Consider the following 16,224-nt stretch of genomic DNA (forward strand, 5'->3'; position numbering starts at 1 on the left):
CCCACCAGTCGACGACCGACCGCGGGGGCCACTGCACCACTGAATCGAGACCCTCGCGCCACCCCTCCCGCGTTCGAACACCCTTAGCGCATGGGAACCAGGGTGTACAGGGTGGTTCGAATGCGCGAAGCGTGTTCCAATGCGGATCAAGAGAAGGGAACCCCATATGCCGATCACCCATGAGGTGCGCGTCCACCCCAGCTCCGCTGACCTGCCGCGCACCGAGCAGCTCGCCTGGCGCCTGGCCGAGCTCGCCGCCGACCCGGCGCCAGTGCCGGCGGAGGTCACCGACATGGTGATCAACCGGGTGATCGACAACGCCGCAGTAGCCACCGCCTCGCTGCTGCGCGAACCGGTGGTCGCCGCCCGCGCTCAGGCCCTGGCCCATCCGTATGCCACCGGCGCGACCGTGTTCGGGCGCAGCAGCGAGCTGAGGGTCAGCCCGGAGTGGGCGGCCTGGGCGAACGGGGTGGCGGTGCGCGAGCTGGACTTCCACGACACCTACCTGGCCGCCGACTACTCCCACCCCGGTGACAACATCCCGCCGATCCTCGCCGTCGCCCAGCACACCGGCGCCACCGGTGAGCAGCTGATCCGGGCGCTGGCCACTGCGTACGAGGTGCAGGTCGCGCTGGTGGATGCGATCAGCCTGCACAAGCACAAGATCGACCACGTCGCCCACCTCGGCCCGAGCGTGGCCGCCGGACTGGGCACCCTGCTCGGGCTGGACACAGCCACCACGTTCGCCGCGATCGGGCAGGCGCTGCACACCACCACCGCCACCCGGCAGTCCCGCAAGGGCCGGATCTCCACCTGGAAGGCCTATGCGCCCGCATTCGCCGGAAAGGTCGCGATCGAGGCAGTGGACCGGGCGATCCGCGGGCAGAGCTCACCCGAGCCGATCTACGAGGGCGAGGACGGCGTGATCGCCTGGCTGCTGGACGGCCCGGAGGCCCGCTACTCGGTCACCCTGCCCGCACCGGGCGAGCCGAAAACCGCCATCCTGCGCACCTACACCAAGGAGCACTCCGCGGAGTACCAGTCCCAGGCGCTGATCGATCTAGCCCGGCGGCTGCACCGCACCCACCCGGAACTGACCGATCCGGCCAATGTGGCTTCCGTGGTGATCCACACCAGCCACCACACCCACTACGTGATCGGCTCCGGCGCCAACGACCCGCAGAAGTACGACCCGCGGGCTACCCGGGAAACCCTGGACCACTCGATCCCCTACATCGTGGCCGTGGCCCTGCAGGACGGCGACTGGCACCACGAGCGCTCCTACGCCCCGGAGCGCGCCCAGCGAAGGGACACGGTGGACCTCTGGCAGAAGATCACCACCGCCGAGGACCCAGCCTGGACCCGCCGCTACCACAGCGAGGACCCCGCCGAGAAGGCGTTCGGCGGCCGGATGGAGATCACCCTGACCGACGGGCGCACCCTCACCGAGGAGATCGCGATGGCCGATGCGCACCCGCTCGGTGCCCGTCCGTTCGCGCGCGAGCAGTACGTGGCCAAGTTCCACACCCTGGCCGACGGCGTCGCCGAGCCGGAGGAGGTCTCTCGCTTTCTCGAGGTGGTCGCCCGGCTGCCCGAGCTCATGCCGGAGGAACTGTTCGGTCTTACGGTCACCGCCGCGCCCGGTCTGCTCGGCCGGGTGCCCAGCCCGCAGGGGCTGTTCTGATGTTGTCCGCCACCACCGGCCGGCCGGGCCAGGCACCCGCTCGGAGGGAGAGGTCCTGATGTTGCACGCCACCACCGCACCGGCGCAGAAGCGGCATGCGCTGCGCGAGTCGCTCGCCACCGGTGAGCTGCTCCGGTTCCCCGGCGCGATGAACCCGCTGTCCGCGCGGCTGATCGCCGAGCACGGCTTCGAAGGCGTGTACGTCTCCGGGGCGGTGCTCTCGGCCGATCTGGGCCTGCCGGACATCGGCCTGACCACGCTCACCGAAGTCGCCACCCGCGCCGGTCAGATCGCCCGGATGAGCGACCTGCCCACCCTCGTGGACGCCGACACCGGGTTCGGGGAGCCGATGAACGTGGCCCGTACCGTGCAGAGCCTGGAGGACGCCGGTCTGTCCGGCTGCCACATCGAGGACCAGGTGAACCCGAAGCGGTGCGGGCACCTGGAGGGGAAGCAGGTGGTCGAGGCCGAGACCGCCGTGCGCCGCATCCGGGCGGCGGTCAGTGCCCGCCGGGACGAGAACTTCCTGATCATGGCGCGCACCGACGTGCGCGCGACCGACGGCCTGGACGCGATGATCGAGCGGGCCCGCGCGTACGCCGACGCCGGCGCAGACGCGATCTTCCCGGAAGCCCTACGCGACGCGGCGGAATTCGAGAAGGTGAGCTCCGCCGTCGACGTGCCCGTGCTGGCGAACATGACCGAGTTCGGCAAGTCCGACCTGCTCACCACCAGCCAGCTCGCCGACGCCGGCGTGCAGATCGTGATCTACCCGGTCACCCTGTTCCGGCTCGCGATGGGCGCGGCCGAAGCCGGGCTCGCCGAGATGGCCGCCGAGGGCACCCAGCAGGCGCTGGTCGGCCAGATGCAGACCCGCGCCAGGCTGTACGAGCTGGTCGACTACGCCGGCTACGCAGCCTTCGACAACGACATCTTCACCTCCACCGACCCCGAACGCAGCACCTGGTCCTGACCCGAGAAGGTCCTGAATCGACCCGGGCCACCGGCCCCACCCGATGCGAAGGAGCACGACGATGAGCGAGACCCCCGAGATCCGCAAGGGCCTGGCCGGAGTGGTGGTGGACGTCACCGCCATCTCCAAGGTCAACCCGGAGACCAACTCGCTGCTCTATCGCGGCTACCCGGTGCAGGAGCTGGCCGCCGGGGTGAGCTTCGAGGAGGTCGCCTACCTGCTCTGGCACGGGGAGCTACCGACCCCGGAACAACTCGCCGAGCAGAACCGCGCCGAACGCGCCCAGCGGGCCCTGGACCCCGGGGTGATCGAGGCGATCGAGGCGCTGCCCACCACCTGCCACCCGATGGACGTGTGCCGCACCGCAGTCAGCGTGATCGGTGCGCACGACCCGGCCGCCGAGGACGACTCGGTAGCGGCGAACCTGGCCAAGTCGCTGCGACTGTTCGCCCAGCTGCCGGCCGTGGTGGCCTTCGACCAGCGGCGCCGGCGCGGGGAGCAGCTCGTGCCGCCGCGCGAGGACCTCAGCTATGCGGAGAACTTCCTCGCGATGACCTTCGGCGAGGTGCCCAGCCCGGAGGTGGTGCGGGCGTTCGAGGTCTCGCTCGTGCTCTACGCCGAGCACTCCTTCAACGCCTCCACCTTCACCGCCCGGGTGATCACCTCCACGTTGGCCGACCTGTACTCGGCTGTGACCGGCGCCATCGGTGCGCTGAAGGGCCCGCTGCACGGCGGAGCGAACGAAGCGGTGATGGCCACCTTCGGCGAGATCGGGTCTGCGGAGAACGTGCATGCCTGGCTGGAGGAGGCGCTGGCGAACAAGACGAAGATCATGGGCTTCGGGCACCGGGTGTACAAGAACGGCGACTCCCGGGTGCCGACGATGAAGGCTGTGCTCGACGATCTGGTGGCGCATTACGACCGGGCGGACCTGGGCGAGCTGTATGCAGCGCTGGAGGCCGAGATGGCCGAGCGGAAGAACATCAAGCCCAATCTGGACTACCCGGCCGGGCCGGCCTACCACCTGATGGGCTTCGACACCCAGACGTTCACCCCGCTGTTCGTCGCCTCTCGGGTGACCGGGTGGACGGCGCACATCATGGAGCAGCTCGCCTCGAACGCATTGATCCGGCCGCTGAGCGAGTACGTCGGCCCGGAGCAGCGGGAGGTGCCGGCGCAATAGTCCGGTGATGCGGTGATGCGGTGATGCGGTGATGCGGTGATGCGGTGATGCGGTGATGCGGTGATGTTGTGATGCGAACGACGCTCGACATCGATCCGGTGGTGCTCAGTGCCGCCCGCGCCAAGGCGGCCGCCGAGCGCATCTCGCTGGGGCGTGCGGTGGGGGAGGTTCGCAGCTCACCGGGGGCTGGCGGGCCGCCGCTGTCTCGTCCTTGACACGCAAGTAGCGACTTGCCTATCGTTGTTCCTGTGAGTGATGACCTGTTCAAGGCACTGGCCGACCCGACCCGGCGGACCATTCTCGATGAGCTCGTCGACACCGACGGGCAGACGCTGTTCGAGCTCTGTGGACGGCTGGCGATGAAGCACGGACTGAGTTCGTCGCGTCAGGCGATCTCCCAGCACCTGGGTGTGCTCGAAGCGGCCGGCCTGGTCAGCACTCGCCGGGAGGGGCGGTACAAGTTCCACTACCTCGACGCCACCCCGCTGCACTCGATCGCCGCCCGGTGGATCGACCCCACAGAGAGGACCTAGCGATGCCCCGTATCACCGTCAGCAGCGTGTTCGTCGACGACCAGGAGAAGGCCCGGCGGTTCTACACCGACGTGCTCGGCTTCCAGGTGAAGCACGACGTGCCGCTCGGCGACGCCCGGTGGCTCACCGTGGTCTCCCCGGAGGTCCCGGACGGTACCGAGCTGCTCCTGGAGCCGGACGGGCACCCTGCGGTGCGGCCGTACAAGGATGCTCTGGTGGCCGACGGAATCCCGGCCACCTACTTCGAGGTCGACGATGTGCGCGCCGAGGCCGATCGGCTGCGCGGGGCGGGAGTGCGGTTCACGCAGGAGCCGGCGGAGATGGGTGAGGTGATCGTCGCCGTCCTCGATGACACCTGCGGCAACCTCATCCAGCTGCTGCAGCACGCCTGAGCTGCCGATCAGCGGCCGCCCGCAGCGGCCGCTGGAGCACCGCGTCTGCCTCGTGTGTGCGATGGGTGGGGTGCTAGCCCCAGCGATCGCACACACGAGGCCGTCGACGACGCACCCCCGGGTGCGGTGTAGACTCGCCGCATGCACACCGCACGTTGGTATTGGCGCTTTGCGTCGGCTCCGGCCGCCGCGAGCATCTGCTGACGCGCGCGACCGGAGCCGACCCAGGCGTGGACCGACAGGTCCGCGCCTTCGCCATTTCAAGGCGGGCGCTCCGGAACTAGCGGTGGGTCCGCCGTCACGAGACGAAGGACCGAAGATGACCGCTACCACCGCTACTGAGCAGCGCACCGACGATCTCCGCGTGCTGCGGATGGACCCCCTCCCGACGCCGACCGAGGTGCGCACCCGCCTGCCCCTGCCCGCGCACTCGGCCGAACTGGTGGCCCGCACCCGCCGGGAGGCAGCCGATGTGCTGGCCGGCCACGACGACCGCCTGCTGGTAGTGGTCGGCCCGTGCAGTGTGCATGATCCCGACGCCGCCATCGAGTACGCCCACCGGCTCGCCGCCACCGCCGACCGGCTGTCCGAGGACCTGCTGGTGGTGATGCGGGTGTACTTCGAGAAGCCGCGCACCACGATCGGCTGGAAGGGCCTGATCAACGATCCGGGCCTGGACGGCAGCTACGACATCCCGCGCGGTCTGCGCCTTGCCCGGCAGGTGCTGGTGGACGTGCTCGAGGCCGGCGTGCCGGCCGGGTGTGAGTTCCTGGAGACCACCTCACCGCAGTACATCGCCGACACGGTCTCCTACGGCGCGATCGGTGCCCGCACCGTGGAGTCGCAGGTGCATCGCCAGCTCGCCTCCGGACTCTCCATGCCGATCGGGTTCAAGAACTCCTCCGACGGCGATGTGCAGGCGGCGATCGACGGTTGCCGTGCCGCCGCCGCTGCCCAGGCGTTCCTCGGGGTGGATGTCGAGGCGCGTGCAGCGCTGGTGGAGACCTCCGGGAACCCGGATGCGCACGTGATCCTGCGGGGCGGGCGAACGGGCCCGAACTACGGCCCCGAGCACATCCGTGCCGCCACCGAGAAGCTGGCCGCCGCCGGGCGGGAGCCGCGGGTGATGGTCGATGCCAGCCATGGCAACTCCGGTAAGGACCACGTGCGCCAGGCCGAGGTGGCCGCCGAGATCGCCGACCAGGTGGCGGCCGGTGAGCACGGGATCGCCGGGCTGATGCTGGAGAGCTTCCTCGTGGCCGGGCGGCAGGAGCCGGCACCGGCCGGCCTCACCTACGGCCAGTCGGTCACCGATGCCTGCATGTCCTGGGAGGTGACCGAGGGCGTGCTGGACCAGCTCGCCCAGGCCGCCGCCCGCCGTCGTTCATAACCTGGACCACCAGCCGGTCGAGGGAGGAAGCCCAGGGCGCGGACGAGGGGCTTCCCGCACTCGCCACCAGGACCCGGCTCTGACACTCTAGAACCGCGACCAGCGCACGCAGGCGATGGCAGAGAAGGGGTCAGCATGAACGACGAGTCCAGCAACACCTCCGGCGGCGACCAGACCAGCACGGGGTCGAGCACCTGGTACGAAGAGTTCAAGGTCTCCAGCGACAACCTGGTGGCGAAGGTGCGTGAGCTCATCCGCGAGGGCAACGTCCGGCGGGTCTACATCAAGAACGAGAGCGGTGAGACGCTGCTGGAGATCCCGCTGACGGCCGGGGTGGCGGTCACGGTGATCACTGCGGCGGTCGCTCCCATCCTGGTGGCGGTCGGTGCGGTCGCGGCTCTGCTCACCCAAGTCACCGTGGGCGTCGAACGGGGCGAGGATCCTGCGCCGCCTTCGCCTGAGGACGGCGCAGCGGGCTCCGGACCGACCGAGATCGGCCCACCCGCGGACTGAGAACCCCAGCGCCCGGCAGGCCGGCGCCAGGTCAGGCGTTCCTGCTGACAGGATGGGTGTATGCCTGTTCCTGAGTTCATCTCCGCGCTGCGCCGGCACGTCGGCACCGAGCTGCTCTGGCTCTCCGGGGTCAGTGCCGTGGTGCGGGACGAGCAGGGCCGGATCCTGCTCGGCCGGCGCGCCGACACTGGCCGCTGGGCGGTGCCCAGCGGGATCCTCGAACCGGGGGAGCAGCCCGCGCAGGCGATCGTGCGCGAGGTGCTGGAGGAGACCGGGATCCACGCGGAGGTGGAGCTGCTGGCCAGTGTGTTCACCGGCGAGCGGGTCGACTACCCGAACGGTGACCAGGCGCAGTACCTGGACCTGACGTTCCGGTGCCGGCAGGTCGGCGGTGCGGCGGTGGTGGGCGATGACGAGTCGCTCGAGGTGGGCTGGTTCGCCGCCGACAGCCTCCCCGAACCGCTGACCGAGTCTTCCCGGCACCGGATCGACGATGCGCTGAGCTACGACCCGGTGGCCGGGCCGCGGTTTGCCCGCTGATCGGCGCCCGTCGCGCGGACGAGGTCACGACGAGTCGGTCACCGGTGACCGGCCCTGCGCGACCGTGTCGAGCAACGCCGAGGGCACCAGCCGCAGCTCCGGCCGCACCGGGCGCCCCTCGATCGCGTCGACGAGGAGGGCGACGCCGTTGCTGCCCTGGGCCTGAGCGCTCACCGTCATCTGCGCGATCGTCGGCAGTCCGGCGGCCAGGTCGGCCGACTCGGTGAAGCAGCCGACGCGCACGTCCTCCGGGCTGCGCAGGCCGGCCCGGTGCGCCTCCTCCGCGAGGATCGGCGCGTGGTAGTCCTCCAGACCGATCACGGCATCGGGGTGGTCGGTACTGGCCAGCAGGTCCCGGACCACGCTGCGGGTCTCGTCGAGATCCTTGGTGCCCCGGACCACCACCGGCTCCCGGCCGTGCGCGCGGCACCAGGCCTCGTAGACGGCGCGGCAGGCGGCGGTGTAGGCATCGTCACCGTCGGAGGTCAGCAGCACCGGAGCGCGGTCGCGGTCGCCGGAGAGGTGGTCGCAGATCGCTGTCACGGCCTCCTCGTGGTCGAAGTCGACCCAGGGATCGCCGGCCCGTGCCGCGTTTGCCCGGTCGGCCACCACCGGCATACCTCGCCGGCGGGCCGCCGCCACGATCGGATCGGCGCGCAGCGGGTCGAGCACCAGGAGGCCGTCCAGCGGGAAGGACAGGACGAAGTCGGCACCGGAGTCCGCCGGCAGCACCGTGAGTGCGTAGCCGCGGTCGAGGGCGGCGTTCATCGCGGCGTCGATCGCGTTGGCGAAGTACGGCAGCCGGGTGAACGTCCAGGCCGTCTGGCCGTACTTGGTCACCAGCACACCCAGGAGCTGCGACCGGCCGGCGCGCAGGCTCCGGGCCAGGGAGCTGGGCCGGTAGCCGAGGTCCTGCGCCACACGGTGCACCCTGTCCCGGGTGGCTGGGCTGATCCGACCCTTGCCGTTCAGGGCGTCGGACACGGTGGTGACCGAGACCCCGGCTGCCACCGCAACGTCGCGGATTCCGGGGGCACTGGCACTCATGGGGGCATCGTGGCACATGGCGTGGTGCGCGGCGGCCGGAGGGGCCGGCTGCCGCGCACCCGCCGGTCCTCAGTCGAGAACGTCCAGCCGGGCTCGGAGGTCGTCCTTCACCTGTGGCGGCGCCCAGGCGATGTCGACGGCGTTGCGCTGCAGCTGGATCAGGTCCGTCTCGGTGAGTCCGGCCTCCTCGGCGAGCACCGCAAGGTTCTCCTGGACGTACCCACCGAAGTAGGCCGGGTCATCGGAGTTGATGGTGATCTTCACCCCGCGCCGAAGCAGCTCGGCGATCTCGGCGGCCTTGGTACCGTCGCTGACCCATCGGTTGGAGATCGGGCAGGAGGTCAACCCGATACTCCGGTCGATCAGCTCCTGCACCAGCGACTCGTCCTCCAGCACGTTCGTGCCGTGGTCGATCCGTTCCACCCCGATCTCGTGCAGCACTTGGCGGATGTGCTCGATCGACCCGTCTTGGTCCACATCGCAGTGCATGGTGAGCCGGTAACCCTCCTGGCGCGCCCGCGCGAACACGGCAGCGAACTTGCTCGGCGGGTTGCCCCGCTCGTCCGAGTCCAGTCCCACGCCGGTGATCCACTCGCGGTAGGGCAGCGAGGCCACCAGTGTGGCCATCGCGAACTCCGCCTGGAAGTCCCGGAGGAAGCACATGATCAGTGCGCTGCGGATCCCCAGCCGGTTCTCGGCATCCTGCTGGGCCCGGCGCAGACCTCGGATCACCACATCGAACGGCACACCCCGGGCGGTGTGCGCCTGCGGGTCGAAGAAGATCTCCACGTAGGCGAGGTTCTGCGCGGCCACCCGCTCGAAGTAGGTCCGGGCCAGGTCGTAGAAGTCCGGCTCGGTGCGCAACACCTCCATCCCTGCGTAGTAGCTGGCCAGGAACGAGCCGAGATCGTGGAACTGGTAGGAGGCGCGGACCTCCTCCGGTGTGGCGTACTCGAGCTCGATCCCGTTGCGCTCGGCGAGCTCGAACCGTAGCTCGGGCTCGAGCGTGCCCTCGATGTGCAGGTGCAGCTCGGACTTGGGCAGTGCGGCGAGAAACTCGGCGCTGACGGTCATGGTCGTCCTCTCTGTGGGTCGCGGCTCAGGTCGCAGGCTCAGCTGCTGGTGGCTTCGAGGACCGGGCTGACCGGCTCCAGCACGCGGCAGTCGATCAGCCCGAGGTCGGTGATCGCATAGTCCGGGATCGCGGTGATCGACAGGAACATCAGGTACCAGAACGGCGAGGGCAGCGTGCTGCCGAGCCGCTGGGCCTTGGCGTCCAGGGCGCGTTCGCGTGCGGCCATCTCCTCGGGCTGCAGATCGGCGACGATCCCCCCGACCGGGAGCGGGAGCAGGTCGAGCACCTCACCGTCGGCCACCACCACCTGGCCGCCGCCGGCCCGGCCGAGCTCGTTGATCGCCAGTGCCATGTCGTCACGGTTGGTGCCCACGCAGACGACGTTGTTGTCGTCCGGGGACGCCGAGGTCGCGATCGCGCCGCGGCTGAGCCCGAACCCGTGCACGAACGCCACTGGCAGGTTGTCGGTCTTGCCGTACCGCTCCGCGACCGTCACATAGAGCACGTCCTGGTCGGTATCGGCACAGATGGCACCATCGCGCACCGGCAGGCGTGCGTCCTTGCGGGTACGCACGAACGCCACCTCCGCACTCAGTGCCATCGCCAGCACCGACGCGCTGTCTCCCTCGGCCGGCAGGCGCAGATCGTCGGCAGCCACCGGTCGGCGCTTCATCGACTCGAGCAGGACGGCGGAGCGCTCCGGTGCCTGTGCCTGCTGCAGCGGCGCCCCGTTCTCGGCGATCACCCGCCCGCCGGCGACCACCCGCTGGGCACGGAAGTCCGCCAGGTCGTCCACCAGCAGGACGTCGGCGAACCGGCCCGGGGCCAGAGACCCGACGTGCTCGTCGATCCGGTACATCGTGGCGCAGTTGATGGTGGCCATCTGGATGGCGGTCATCGGCGGCAGGCCGATCTCGATGGCCTGCCGCACCAGGGCGTCCAGGTGCCCGTGGTCGAGGATCTCGCTCGCAGAGACGTCATCGGTGCAGAACGCCACCCGGCCCGGCTGGGCCCCGAACTCGGTGATCACCCGGATGTTCTCCGCGAGGAACGGCGCCGCCGTGGACTGGCGGATGATCACGTTGATGCCGTTACGGAGCTTCTCCAGCGTTTCCTCGGCCGAGTAGGACTCATGGTCCAGGGCGATGCCGGCGGCTGCCTGTCCGGCGATCCTCCGGGCATCGGCCAAGGGTGCACAACCGAACGGACGCAGCCGGTTCTTCCGGCCCATGTCGATCGCGGTGAGGACCTCCTCGTCACCGTGCTCGATGAACTCCTGCACCGTCTCCCACAGCCCGTAGCACTCCTCCCAGGTCTGCGCGATGCGGTGCTCCTCGGGACCGAACCGGTGGCCCACATTCGACTCCGGCACGGTGTAGGGAGCCTTGGCGGGGGCGCCCCAGAAGATGCGGAAGTCAGAGTCGCGGGCCTCGTCGAGGAACTCGCGCACGCCGTCGAGGCCCGCCACCACGAGGACCTGGTCGAGACCGGAGAGCGCGCTGGTGGTGCCGTATCGGGAGACCAGGCTGCCGAACATGGTCACGGACAGCTTGCTGCACTCGACGTGCAGGTGCCCGTCGATCAAGCCCGGCACCAGGTACTGGCCGGTGGCATCGATGATCGCGGTCTCCGGCCCGCGCCGGTCGGCCACATCACCCGTGGCGGCGATCCGCCCGTTGGTGATGGCCAGGTCCGCAGCGTAGATCTCGCCGCTGAGGACGTTCACCAGGGTGCCGCCGGTGATGAGGGTATCGGCGGGGGCGCGGCCGAACGCGGTGTCCAGCAGTGCGGTGTCGGTCATCAGTGTGCTCCTTCGGTCTGCTTGGGGGAGGGCTGGGCCTGCTCGTGCTCGCGTCGAGCCAGCAGCCAGTAGAGGAGGGCCGCGACCGCGATGCCGGCAGGGATGCTCAGGTCGGCGCCGCCGGTGAGGGTGGCGAGCGGGCCGACGTAAGTGGTCGTGTTCACCCAGAGCGCGGCCACCACCATCCCGACCGCTTGGGCCACCAGTCCGGACAGCCGATATCCGCCTCGGCCCCAGTACCGGCCGCCGGTCTCACTGGCCAGCGAGGGCAGGTCGTATCGACCCCGGCGCATCAACCAGTCGGTCACGTAGATCGCCACCCAGGGAGCGAGCCAGATCACCAGCAGGCTGAGGAACGCGTTCAGCAGGTCGTAGAACGATTGCCCGACGACGGCGATGTAGGTGATCACGGCGCAGATCACCGTGTCGATCACCACCATGGTCACGCGGGAGACCTTGATTCCGGCGGTCTGCAGGTTGAGGCCGGAGGAGTACAGGTTGGTGCTGTTCTGCACCAGCAGCGAGACCATCGCCAGGACCAGGTACGGCACCACGAACCACGCCGGCAGGACCGCCGGGAGGCCGGAGATCGGATCGGCGACATCCAGGGTGATCGAGGCGGTCGCCGCGCCGAGGATCTGGAGCAGCACGTACGGCAGGAACCCGCCGACAGCGGCATAGGTCCCGACGGCACGCTTGGAGCTGCCTACCGGCAGGTAGCGGGAGAAGTTCGACCCGGCCGGTGCCCAGGACAGCCCGCCGGAGGCCATGATCAGCGCGATGCCGACGATCATTGTGGACGCCGAGGCGCCGGACCCGTCGGTGCTGCTCAGCTCGACCTTCGGCAGCACGAGGATGGCCATCACCAGGAAGGCGAGCGCGAAGATCGCGGAGAAGTACTTCTGCGCCCGCATCATCACCGAGTGCCCGAACAGCGGCAGCAGCAGCTGGACCCCGGCAAGGACCACGATGGTGAGGATCTGGACCGGGGTGCTGGCCGCGATCCCGGCGCCGTCGAGCAGGGTGAGCGCGGCGAACACCACCAGGATAAGGCCACCGGCCTCGAAGCCAACCAGGGTCAACCAGGCGAACACGCCGAGGATCCGGCCCCCTCGCGGGCCATAGGACGAGCGGGAGATGGTCAGCGTCGTCGTCCCGGTCCTCGGGCCCTGCACGCTTGCCAGCCCGAGCAGCGGATAGGCGAGCAGGTTCCCGATGATGATCACCACGACGGACTGCGCGAAGCTCAGCCCGAGCGCCACCACGAAGGCGCCGTAGACCACGGTGAACACGGTGGTGGTGGTTCCCGCCCAGAGGAACATCAGGTCTCGCGGCTTGCCGTATCGCGCGGACTCTGGGACGAGATCGATACCGCGTCGCTCGATAGATCCCTGGCTGTCGGTCATCTGGGCTCCTTTGCCATCGCTGGTCGTGGCGAGACTAGGTGAAGAAACGTTTCGGCACAAGCATGGCAGAAGTGGCTCGGTCGTTGCTGTGGTGTGGCGATGACCCGGGGTCTGGCGTGGGGCCCGCACGCCGCGCAGATAGGGTCGTGTGGAGTCGGTCACCGGTGACCGACCCTGCGCGACCTTGTCGAGCAGCGGCGAGGGCGCCGGCTGGAGTGCGCCCGGTACGATGCCGGGCGGGCCACGGGGCGTGGCCGACCTATCTGGCCGGACAAGACACTGAGGTGAGTCGTGGCGATCTGGACGCTGTACCGAGATGGCAAGACCATCGTCCCGGGTGAGGTGGTGGCGCCAGGGCAGCGACTCTCCTGGCCGCGCACTATCGGCATCGGGGCGCAGCACGTGGTGGCGATGTTCGGGGCCACCTTCCTAGTGCCCCTGCTCACCGGCTTCCCGCCCGCCACCACGCTGTTCTTCTCCGCGATCGGCACTGCCGGCTTCTTGCTGATCACCCGCGGGCGGGTGCCCAGCTACCTCGGCTCCAGCTTCGCCTTCCTCGCCCCGATGGGGGCAGGCACAGCCGCGCAGCTGCCGATGTCGGTGGCGCTCGGCGGGATCCTGGTCACCGGTGTGCTGCTGGCAATCGTCGGTCTGGTGGTGCACCTGGCCGGGGCGAAGTGGATCGACATCGCGATGCCGCCGGCGGTGACCGGCACGATCGTCGCGCTGATCGGGCTGAACCTCGCGCCCACTGCCTGGACCAATGTGCAGGAGGCACCGGTGACGGCGGTGGTCACCCTGGGCTCGATCGTGCTGATCACGGTGCTGTTCCGCGGCATGATCGGGCGGCTCGCCATCCTGCTGGGCGTGCTGGTGGGGTACCTGGTGGCGGTCCTGCGCAGCGAGGTGGATTTCACTGACGTGAGCAACGCCGCCTGGGTCGGGCTGCCGCAGTTCACCGCACCCACCTTCGACGTCAGCGTCCTCGGGCTGTTCGTGCCGGTGGTGATGGTGCTGATCGCCGAGAACGTCGGCCATGTGAAGTCGGTGGCCGCGATGACCGGGGAGAACCTCGACGGCGTCACCGGCCGGGCGCTGATCGCCGACGGGCTGGCCACGACCTTTGCCGGCCTGGGCGGCGGCTCCGGGACCACCACCTACGCCGAGAACATCGGGGTGATGGCCGCGACCCGGGTTTACTCCACTGCCGCCTACGGGGTGGCTGCGGCCTGTGCCCTGCTGCTGAGCATGTCCCCGAAGTTCGGTGCGCTGATCGCCACTGTGCCGGCCGGGGTGCTCGGCGGGGCCGCCACCGTGCTCTACGGCATGATCGGCATCCTCGGTGCTCGGATCTGGGTGCAGAACAAGGTGGACTTCTCCGACCCGGTGAACCTCACGACGGCCGGTATCGCCCTGGTGGTGGGCATCGCGAACTACACCTGGGTGGCCGGCGGGCTGCGGTTCGAGGGCATCGCGCTCGGTACCGCCGCGGCGTTCGGGATCTACCACGTGATGCGGGCGATCGGCCGGTGGCGGGGGACCACGGCGCAGCCCGCATCGCCGGCGTCGGTGCCCGACCCGCCGGACTGACCCCGCGCCAGTGCTGGTCCGCGGGACTGATCCCGCGCCAGTGCTGGTCCGCGGGACTGATCCCGCGCCGGAGGTACCTTGCGGGATCGGAGTCAGTCTCTACCTTGGCTCCGATCCCACAGGTTGCCTCCGTTGCCGGTGGGCGGGGCGAGTGGGTGCGGGGGTGGTGGTGCGCGAGTTCCGGGTGTGGTGTTGCGCGAGTTCCGGTGCCGCGAGCGGGTTCCGGTGCTGGTGTGGGGGCGCTGGTGCCGGTGCCGGTGCCGGCACCCCGGTGCAGGGTGGGTCAGTCCAGGCCGGCGTCCCGGATCAGCAGCGCCACCTGGGTGCGGTTGTTCAGATCCAGCTTGGTCAGGATCCGGGAGATGTGCGCCTTGACGGTGGCCATGCTCATCAGCAGCGCCGCCGCGATCTCCGCGTTCGACTGCCCCTGACCCACCGCCACTGCCACCTCGCGCTCCCGCGGGGAGAGCCGGCCCAGTGCCGCGCGCGCCTGATCGGCCGATCCGGAGCTGTCGATCGCTTGGTCCATCAGCCGGCGCAGCACCCCGGAGGAGAGGATCGGCTCACCGGCTGCCACCCGCTGCACCGCGGAGACGATCTGCTCCGGCGGGGCATCCTTGACCAGGAATCCGCTGGCCCCGGCGCGCAGCGCCCGGAGCACGTTGTCGTCGGAGTCGAAGGTGGTCAGCACCACCACCTCCGGCGGGTTCGGCCGGGCCCGGAGCCGGGCAGTGGCGCGAATCCCGTCCACCTGGGGCATCCGCAGATCCATCAGCACCACGTCCGGGTGGTGGGCATCCACGGCAGCGGGCACCTCGGCGCCATCGCCGGCCTCGGCCACCACCTCGATTCCGGAGTCCCCACCGAGCAGCATCGCCAGCCCGGCCCGCACCAACGGGTCGTCGTCCACCAGCAGCAGCCGCACAGGGGTTGTCATCACCTCCACGGTAGCCGGGCCTCCACCTCGAAGTCCTGCGGGCCGGCCCGGTGCTCCAGCTGTCCGCCGACCAGGCGGGCACGCTCGGCCAGCCCCACGAGTCCGGTACCGGACCCGGGAAGGCGAGCTCCGCCGTCGGCGATCAACCGATTGCTCACGCACGCAGTGAGCTCGCCCTGCCCGGCATCGCCGGCCAGCGTGATCGCCACCGGGGCGCCGCTCGCGTGCTTGCGGGCATTCGTGAGTGCCTCCTGCACGATCCGGTAGGCGGCTCGTCCGATCGTCGACGGCGGATCCCCCGTGGTCTCGTCCGTCACCGTGACCTGCATGCCGGCGTTGCGGCACTCGGCTACCAGGGCGGGCAGGTCGCCGAGCGTGGGCTGTGGGCGGGTGCCGTCTTCGCCTGCCTCGGCGGGGTCGTCCCGGAGCACGGCGATCACCTCCCGAAGCTCCTCCAGGGCCTCGTGCACGCCGGTCCGGATCACCCCGGCCGCTTGCGCGCGCTGCTCGGCGGGTGCGTCCGGGCGGTACTCCATCGCACCGGCGTAGGTGGCCAGCAGCGACAACCGGTGCGCGAGCACGTCATGCATCTCCCGGGCGATCAGCGTGCGCTCCTGGGCCCGTGCCTCGGCGACCCGCCGGGCCTGCTCCGTCTCCGCCCGCCGGGCACGCTCAGCGAGCGAGGCGATCAGGCGCTGACGGACGCGCGCCTGGGCGCCCCAGCCGAACAGTGCCGCATGCGCCGCGAGCACCAGGATCACCCACCAACCGAACGTCAGGCCCGGATAGGGGCGCCAGATCCAGCGCAGCAGGTGCGCGGCCACCCCAGCGGCGGCCAGGGCAGCAGCCGGCCAGAACCGCTCCCGCCAGGCAGTATTGATCGTCGCGATGGTCGAACCCGGAGTACCCGCAGGGGAGAGCGCCGCGAGCACCGCCTGCAGGCCGGCGCCGAGGAGCCGTCGGCGGTTCAGCACCGGCATCAGCGCCACCGAGACCCCCAGCACGGCACAGTCCAGAATCAATGGGGCGGCGGCGGTCTGAGCCCATTCCCCGATCAGGGTGAGCACCCCGAGAACCAGCGTGGCACCAATGAGGATCGCATCGCCGGTGGTGCGTGCGGCGCGGGCTGACCGGGCAGAGCTGGGGTTCATGACCTGGTT

16 protein-coding genes are annotated in these 16,224 nt (G+C 70.1%); 10 read left to right on the forward strand and 6 right to left on the reverse strand.

The window, feature by feature from the left end:
- The first annotated feature begins 166 nt into the window (after positions 1-166).
- The 9 genes from FU260_RS03850 to FU260_RS03890 all read left to right on the forward strand — a co-directional run bounded on the left by FU260_RS03850 (position 167) and on the right by FU260_RS03890 (position 7,208).
- Positions 167-1,684, forward strand: a complete 1,518-nt coding sequence (locus FU260_RS03850; protein ID WP_147915861.1) for an MmgE/PrpD family protein — start codon at positions 167-169, stop codon at positions 1,682-1,684.
- 58 nt (positions 1,685-1,742) lie between these two features.
- Positions 1,743-2,657, forward strand: coding sequence for a methylisocitrate lyase (gene prpB, locus FU260_RS03855; RefSeq protein WP_147915862.1), 915 nt, complete (start codon positions 1,743-1,745; stop codon positions 2,655-2,657).
- A 61-nt stretch (positions 2,658-2,718) separates the two neighbouring features.
- Complete coding sequence (locus tag FU260_RS03860; RefSeq protein ID WP_147915863.1) at positions 2,719-3,840, forward strand: bifunctional 2-methylcitrate synthase/citrate synthase; 1,122 nt, start codon at positions 2,719-2,721, stop codon at positions 3,838-3,840.
- 71 nt (positions 3,841-3,911) lie between these two features.
- Complete coding sequence (locus tag FU260_RS23765) at positions 3,912-4,055, forward strand: hypothetical protein (RefSeq protein WP_187368418.1); 144 nt, start codon at positions 3,912-3,914, stop codon at positions 4,053-4,055.
- A gap of 33 nt (positions 4,056-4,088) precedes the next feature.
- Complete coding sequence (locus FU260_RS03870) at positions 4,089-4,373, forward strand: ArsR/SmtB family transcription factor (RefSeq protein WP_147915864.1); 285 nt, start codon at positions 4,089-4,091, stop codon at positions 4,371-4,373.
- 2 nt (positions 4,374-4,375) lie between these two features.
- Positions 4,376-4,765 carry a VOC family protein gene (locus tag FU260_RS03875; protein ID WP_147915865.1) on the forward strand — a complete coding sequence of 130 codons (390 nt, stop codon included), beginning with the start codon at positions 4,376-4,378 and terminating at the stop codon, positions 4,763-4,765.
- A gap of 319 nt (positions 4,766-5,084) precedes the next feature.
- Positions 5,085-6,155, forward strand: coding sequence for a 3-deoxy-7-phosphoheptulonate synthase (locus FU260_RS03880; RefSeq protein ID WP_147915866.1), 1,071 nt, complete (start codon positions 5,085-5,087; stop codon positions 6,153-6,155).
- Positions 6,156-6,290: 135 nt separating this feature from the next.
- Entirely contained in the window at positions 6,291-6,668 is a 378-nt protein-coding gene (locus tag FU260_RS03885) for a DUF4342 domain-containing protein (RefSeq protein WP_147915867.1), read from the forward strand.
- Between the two features lie 60 nt (positions 6,669-6,728).
- A complete protein-coding gene (locus FU260_RS03890) occupies positions 6,729-7,208 on the forward strand; it encodes an NUDIX hydrolase (protein WP_147915868.1) in 480 nt (159 codons plus the stop codon).
- Positions 7,209-7,232: 24 nt separating this feature from the next.
- On the opposite strand, the gene FU260_RS03895 is transcribed toward FU260_RS03890, so the two are convergent.
- The 4 genes from FU260_RS03895 to FU260_RS03910 form a co-directional block, all read right to left on the reverse strand.
- Positions 7,233-8,255 carry a LacI family DNA-binding transcriptional regulator gene (locus FU260_RS03895; protein WP_168211636.1) on the reverse strand — a complete coding sequence of 341 codons (1,023 nt, stop codon included), beginning with the start codon at positions 8,253-8,255 and terminating at the stop codon, positions 7,233-7,235.
- A gap of 69 nt (positions 8,256-8,324) precedes the next feature.
- Complete coding sequence (gene add / locus FU260_RS03900; protein ID WP_147915870.1) at positions 8,325-9,329, reverse strand: adenosine deaminase; 1,005 nt, start codon at positions 9,327-9,329, stop codon at positions 8,325-8,327.
- A 38-nt stretch (positions 9,330-9,367) separates the two neighbouring features.
- Positions 9,368-11,131: an adenine deaminase C-terminal domain-containing protein gene (locus FU260_RS03905; protein ID WP_147915871.1), complete on the reverse strand. Its 1,764-nt coding sequence runs from the start codon at positions 11,129-11,131 to the stop codon at positions 9,368-9,370.
- Complete coding sequence (locus tag FU260_RS03910) at positions 11,131-12,537, reverse strand: purine-cytosine permease family protein (RefSeq protein ID WP_147915872.1); 1,407 nt, start codon at positions 12,535-12,537, stop codon at positions 11,131-11,133. Before FU260_RS03910 ends, FU260_RS03905 begins: the two co-directional genes overlap by 1 nt.
- Positions 12,538-12,828: 291 nt before the next feature.
- On the opposite strand from FU260_RS03910, the gene FU260_RS03915 reads away from it, so the two are divergent.
- Positions 12,829-14,127: a uracil-xanthine permease family protein gene (locus tag FU260_RS03915; RefSeq protein WP_147915873.1), complete on the forward strand. Its 1,299-nt coding sequence runs from the start codon at positions 12,829-12,831 to the stop codon at positions 14,125-14,127.
- 283 nt (positions 14,128-14,410) lie between these two features.
- Here the strand turns inward: FU260_RS03915 and FU260_RS03920 are convergent, their stop codons facing one another.
- Together FU260_RS03920 and FU260_RS03925 are read right to left on the reverse strand one after the other, a co-directional pair.
- Positions 14,411-15,064 carry a response regulator gene (locus tag FU260_RS03920; RefSeq protein ID WP_147915874.1) on the reverse strand — a complete coding sequence of 218 codons (654 nt, stop codon included), beginning with the start codon at positions 15,062-15,064 and terminating at the stop codon, positions 14,411-14,413.
- Entirely contained in the window at positions 15,064-16,215 is a 1,152-nt protein-coding gene (locus FU260_RS03925) for a sensor histidine kinase (RefSeq protein ID WP_147915875.1), read from the reverse strand. The genes FU260_RS03920 and FU260_RS03925 overlap by 1 nt, the downstream gene beginning before the upstream one ends.
- Positions 16,216-16,224: the final 9 nt, after the last annotated feature.

Origin of the sequence: Ruania zhangjianzhongii (assembly GCF_008000995.1) — a bacterium.
GTDB lineage: Bacteria > Actinomycetota > Actinomycetes > Actinomycetales > Beutenbergiaceae > Ruania > Ruania zhangjianzhongii.